This is a genomic window from Citreimonas sp. (genome assembly GCF_042096055.1).
Classification (GTDB): Bacteria; Pseudomonadota; Alphaproteobacteria; order Rhodobacterales; family Rhodobacteraceae; genus Citreimonas.
The window spans coordinates 46387-51974 of the sequence record NZ_JBELMH010000003.1; the positions used below are offsets into that span (position 1 = coordinate 46387).

General features: G+C 69.0%; 7 protein-coding genes. 5 read left to right on the top strand and 2 right to left on the bottom strand.

Going from position 1 to position 5588, the window contains the following annotated elements:
- Positions 1–441 (top strand): type 1 glutamine amidotransferase domain-containing protein (locus ACFDTC_RS01750; protein WP_375257142.1); only part of this gene is annotated, 441 nt, incomplete at its 5' end.
- Positions 442–467: 26 nt separating this feature from the next.
- Here the strand turns inward: ACFDTC_RS01750 and ACFDTC_RS01755 are convergent.
- Positions 468–1274 carry a hypothetical protein gene (locus ACFDTC_RS01755; protein ID WP_375257143.1) on the bottom strand — a complete coding sequence of 269 codons (807 nt, stop codon included), beginning with the start codon at positions 1272–1274 and terminating at the stop codon, positions 468–470.
- 315 nt (positions 1275–1589) lie between these two features.
- On the opposite strand from ACFDTC_RS01755, the gene ACFDTC_RS01760 reads away from it, so the two are divergent.
- From ACFDTC_RS01760 to ACFDTC_RS01775, 4 genes are all read left to right on the top strand, one after another.
- On the top strand, positions 1590–2207 hold the full coding sequence (locus ACFDTC_RS01760; protein ID WP_375257144.1) for a YitT family protein: 618 nt from the start codon (positions 1590–1592) through the stop codon (positions 2205–2207).
- A 172-nt stretch (positions 2208–2379) separates the two neighbouring features.
- On the top strand, positions 2380–3384 hold the full coding sequence (locus ACFDTC_RS01765; RefSeq protein ID WP_375257145.1) for an ABC transporter substrate-binding protein: 1005 nt from the start codon (positions 2380–2382) through the stop codon (positions 3382–3384).
- A gap of 82 nt (positions 3385–3466) precedes the next feature.
- On the top strand, positions 3467–4279 hold the full coding sequence (locus tag ACFDTC_RS01770; protein WP_375257146.1) for an ABC transporter ATP-binding protein: 813 nt from the start codon (positions 3467–3469) through the stop codon (positions 4277–4279).
- A 10-nt stretch (positions 4280–4289) separates the two neighbouring features.
- Positions 4290–5117, top strand: coding sequence for an ABC transporter permease (locus ACFDTC_RS01775; RefSeq protein WP_375257147.1), 828 nt, complete (start codon positions 4290–4292; stop codon positions 5115–5117).
- Positions 5118–5135: 18 nt separating this feature from the next.
- Here ACFDTC_RS01775 and ACFDTC_RS01780 read toward each other — a convergent pair.
- Positions 5136–5588, bottom strand: a 453-nt coding sequence (locus ACFDTC_RS01780; protein ID WP_375257148.1) for a molybdopterin cofactor-binding domain-containing protein, incomplete at its 5' end; no start/stop codon positions are given.

Genomic DNA, 5588 nt, shown 5'->3' on the forward strand with positions numbered 1-5588 from the left:
GCGCTGGCCAACACCGTTGCGCTCTCGACCGTGTCCGAGGATGCCTTCGACGCGGTGTTCTATCCCGGCGGGCACGGCCCGCTCTGGGACCTGGCCGAGGACGCGCACAGCACCGCGCTGATCGAACGCTTCGCCGCCGCCGGCAAGCCCATCGGCGCGGTCTGCCACGCGCCGGCAGTGTTCAAGAACCCCAAGGGTGCCGACGGCCGCGCGCTGATCGCCGGGCGCATGGTCACCGGCTTCACCAATTCCGAGGAAAAGGCCGTGGGCCTGACCAAGGTGGTGCCGTTCCTGGTGCAGGACATGCTCAACGCCAATGGCGGCCACTACGAGAAGGGCGAGGATTGGGCATCCTTCGTGGTGATGGACGGCAACATCGTCACCGGCCAGAACCCGGCATCATCCGGCGAGGCCGCGCACAAGCTGATGGCGCTGGTCTGAGCGCGCGCCCCCGTCCGGGCCTGCGCCTAGGGGCGCGCCCGGGCGGGGAAGATGTCGGCCATCGCGGTCTCGAACGCGCCCCAGCTCATGGTGGCGGAATTCCCGGCATAGCCCTCGTAGAACGACTTGCCCGTCTCGGTGGGCAGGCCGGCCCAAATCCGCGCGAGGTTCAGCATGAACCGGTCGCGCGACAGCGCCCCGGAATCGAAGGCGTGCATGCCGGCCTGCGCCAGCAGACGGTCCGCCAGCCGGTCCTGCACCGCCGGCGAGAACCGGGTATGCGGGTCGATCTCAAGCGCCTCGACCAGCGCGCGCAGCGTGGACGGGATGAACTGGTAGCGCCCGATCGCGTGCGGCTGGCGCGGCGTGGCCTCGATCCAGGCATAGATCTCGGCGATCGTCATGCGCGTCGGCCGGTCCGGCGGCGGGATCTTCGCGCCATGCTGGACCGCGTCGAACCCGGCGCGCCCGGCCTCGGCCTTGGCGATGACGTCGCGCAGCCGCGACGCCCGCGCCGCCAGTGCGCCCACGAAGTCGGCGCCTGTGCCCCCCAGCCCCAGGCCTGCGCGCGGCGCCGGCTCCCACAATCCGCGGCCGTCGAGCATGGCGAACAGGCTCGGCCCGCCGGGCCGGTCGTCGTCCGAAGGCGCGCCCGCCTCGGGCTGCAGGATGCCGCGCGCGCCCGCGCCGAAGCCCGCGCCGTCCTCCATCGGGATGAAGGCCGCGCGGTCGGTGCGGAACACCCCTTCGGACAACAGCGACACGGGCGAGGCCCCGGCCCCGCCGCCAAGGGCCGCGGCGATCAACATGCCGGTGCAAAGCGTTCGCGTCATCTGGGCTCCGTTCTGGTTGCCGTGCGGGCATCCTGCCTGCCACAGGTTCAGATTCGGTTAGCCACGGCGGAACGGCCTTCGGACCGGTCTTTGCGACACCCCTCCGGAACGGCCCAAGTGTTGACGAAACATGAATCCGTCTCTGCAAGCCATTGATTTTCATAAGCCGCAATCCTGTCCCATCGTGGGACACCCCATGACGCCCCTTTCGCCATCGTCCCGCAGCCTGCCCGGATTCCGCACAATCCGGCCCCCGGCCCCGCCCGAACGCGCCCCGGCGCTTGACTTGCCCGCGCCGCCGGGGTCGATGGCCGCATGCTTCTTCTCAGCTCGCCCCCGCCCGACCGTCACACCCCATGGGAGGACGCCCAGGGCATCCTGATCGGCGCCACGCTGGTCGCCCTGTCGATCCAGTTCCTGCGCGCCGCCGAGCTGTTCACCGGCCAGATCGCCGGCCTCTCGCTGGTCATCGCCTACCCGACCGGCTGGTCCTTCGGCCTGATCTTCTTCGTGCTGAACCTGCCCTTCTACGTGCTGGCCGTGCGCCAGATCGGCTGGACCTTCACCCTGAAGAACTTCGCCGCCGTCACGCTGATGGCCTCGATCGCCGAGTCGCTGCCCCTGGTCCTCAGCGTCGGCCCGCTGCACCCCGCCCTCGGCGCCGGCCTCTTCGGCGTGCTCTCGGGCGTGGGGCTGCTGTCGCTCTTCCGCCACGGCGCCACGCTGGGCGGCGTCGGCATCGTGGCGCTGTGGCTGCAGGACACGCGCGGCATCAAGGCGGGCGCCACGCAGCTGGCCTTCGACCTGTGCGTCTTCCTCGTCGCGCTGACCCTGTTTCCCTGGCCGGTCGTTGCATGGTCGCTGCTGGGCGCGGTGATCCTGAACGGCGTGATCATCATCAACCACCGCCGCGACCGCTACATCGCGCGCTGAGCGTTTGCGCCGCCCTGCCCGTTCGGCAGGCACGTCACGCACTCACATGCCCATTTATCTTGCATCGCGCCCACGGCTTGGCCACGCTTGGCCAAGGGCGCTGTCCCGCGCCGGCCGCGCGGCGTAGATACGGGCGTCACGAATAAAACAGGTCCAACAGGGAGAGACCCACGTGTTCCACCGCACCATCGCCGTCACCGGCGCGCTGTTCGCCGCCACGATCGCCGGGGCGCAGACGACCGACATGCCCTTCGCGCTCGACTGGAAGTTCGAAGGCCCGGCGGCGCCCTACTTCGCCGCGATCGACCGCGGCTTCTTCGAGGACGAGGGCCTGAACGTCTCGATCGAGGCGGGCTCGGGCTCGGTCGACGTGATCCCGAAGGTCGCGACGGGCGCCTTCCCGGTCGGCTTCGGCGACATCAACAGCCTGATCAAGTTCCTCGACCAGAACCCCGACGCGCCGGTCAAGGCGGCGATGATGATCTACGACAAGCCCGCCTTCGCCATCGTCGGCCGCAAGAGCCAGGGCGTCGAGGCGCCGAAGGACCTGGAAGGCCGAGTGCTGGGCGCACCGCCGCCCGATGGCGCCTGGGCGCAGTTCCCGGCCTTCGCCAGCGCCAACGACCTAGACGTGGACTCGATCACCGTCGAGCCGGTGGGCTTCCCCACGCGCGAGCCGATGCTGGCCGAGGGCGAAGTGGACGCGATCACCGGCTTCTCGTTCAGCTCGGTGCTGAACCTCAAGCGCCTTGGCGTGCCCGAGGACGACATCAGCAACATCCTGATGGCGGATCACGGGCTTGACCTTTATGGCAACGCGATCCTGATCAACACCGACTATGCCGCCGAAAACCCCGAACTGATCGAGGGCTTCCTGCGCGCCGTGGCCATGGGCTGGGAAGACGTGCGCGAGAACCCCGAGGCCGGCATCGACAGCCTGATGGAGCGCAACCCCGCCGCCGACGCGGCGCTCGAGACCGAGCGGCTGCAGATGTCGATGGACCAGAACGTCTTCACCGAGTGGGTGAAGGAGAACGGGCTGGGCGTCATCGACCCCGCGCGCATGGACTCGGCCCTGGCGCAACTCGCCGAGACCTACGAGTTCCAGACCGAGCCCGACGCAAGCCTCTACTTCACCGACGAATACCTGCCCGAGGGCGGCTTCGACGTCGAGTGATCCGTTCCGGCGCGGCCCCGCGCCGGTTTCGCAACACCCGGCGCGGCCAAGCGGTCGCGCCGGCCTCCACCACAGGCCGCATGTGACCAACCTCATCGAAATCTCGGGCGTGCGCCACGCCTACAAGACAGACTCGGGCCCGTTGCCGGTGCTGGACGGGCTCGACATCGCGGTGCCCGAGGGCGGCTTCTGCGCCGTCGTCGGCCCGTCGGGTTGCGGTAAGTCCACGCTGACCAAGCTGATCGCCGGCCTGATGCGACCGGACCAGGGCCACGTGAAGCTGCACGGGACCGAGGTGACCTCGCCCCGCTCGACCGTGGGGATGGCGTTCCAGAACCCGGTGTTGCTGGAATGGCGCACGATCCTCGACAACGTGATCCTGCCGCTGGAGATCGTGCCCAACAGCCTGAGCCGCGCGCAGCGCGAGGACCGCGCGCGCAGCCTGCTGTCGATGGTCGGGCTGGAAGGCTTCGAGGACAAGCGCCCCTCCGAGCTGTCGGGCGGCATGCGGCAGCGCGCCTCGCTGTGCCGCGCGCTGGTGCACAAGCCCGAGGTGCTGATCCTCGACGAGCCGTTCGGCGCGCTCGACGCCTTCACGCGCGAGGATCTGTGGCAGATCATGCACCAGGTGAAGGAGCGCGAGCCCTTCACCGGCGTGCTGATCACCCACGACCTGCGCGAGAGCATCTTCCTGGCCGACCAGGTGATCGTGCTGTCCGGCCGGCCCGCGCGCACGCAATACGTGCTCGACGTGGGCACCAGCGGGCCGCGCGACCTGGACCACCTCTACACCGCCGAGGCCTCCGAGATGCTGGCGATCCTGCGCCACCAGATCGAGGTCGCACAGGGCCGCGCCGCGCCGCAGGCGGAAACGCCCGTCCGCGCGGTACGATAGGAGGCGACAGATGGCATACGTTCCCGAACACATGAGCGCCGAGCGGCCGCGCCGGGGCGCCGGCATCGCCGGTTTCCTGACGAGCCGCGCGGTCGTGGCGCCGATCGCCGCGGTCGTCGTCTTCCTGCTGCTGTGGGAGCTGATCGTCTGGATCAACGGCTGGCCTGACTACCTGATGGCCTCGCCCTCGGACCTTCCGGCGGCCTACGCGCAATACTGGGACCTGTTCCTCGTGATGGGCTGGCAGACGCTGTGGCGCACGATCGTGGGCCTCGTTCTGGCGGTGGTCGTGGGCGTCGGTTTCGGCATGGTCATGGGCTTTTCGCGCACGATGCGCGACGCGCTCTACCCGCTGCTGGTGGGCTTCAACGCGATACCCAAGGCGACCGTCGTGCCCATCGTGGCGTTGCTGTTCGTCGGCGCTCACGATTTCAATACGATCCTGATCGCCTTCATGATCTCGTTCTTCCCGATCGCCGTGTCGGTCAGCATCGGGCTGTCGACGCTTGAACCCGAGTACCGGGACATCCTGCGCAGCCTCGGTGCTTCGCAGACGACGATCTTCCGCAAGATCGCCCTGCCGAAGACGCTGCCGGAATTCTTCGGTGCGCTGAAGGTGTCGGTGACGCTGGCTTTCATCGGGACCAACCTGATGGAGATCGTGTCGCCTCACGGTCGCGGCTTGGGCGCGCTGTTCGACAGCGGCAAGACCAACAGCAACTATCCCCTGATGTTCGCCGTGCTGATCGCGCTCGCGTTCCTGGGGATCGTTCTCTACTACATCGTCGTCGCGCTCGAGAAGATCTTCGCCGGATGGGCGGAACGGCAGCCGGGCTGAGCGCCCGGCCGCCCCGGATCAGGCGCGTTCCATCGCGGCGATGACCTTGTCCGGCGTCGCCGGCAGTTCGAGCACGCGCGCGCCGCTGGCGTCGTAGATCGCGTTCAGGATCGCCGCGCCCGAGCCGGAAATGCCCAGCTCGCCCACGCCCTTCGACTGCATCGGGTTGGCGTGATCGTCGCGCACCGGCAGGAAATCCACCTGCATGTCCGACGGAACGTCGGCATGCGCGGCGACGTGATAGTTGGCGAGGTCACGGTTGGCGATGTGCCCGGTGCGGGGATCGTGCTCCAGCATCTCGGTCAGCGCGCCGCCCAGGCCCCAGACCATGCCGCCGAGCGCCTGCCCGCGCGCGGTCCGTTCGTTCAACACGCGGCCGATGTCGAACAGGCCCAGCATCCGACGCACGCGAACCTCGCCGGTCCAGCGATGCACGGCCACCTCGGCGAAATGCGCGCCGAAGCCGGACGA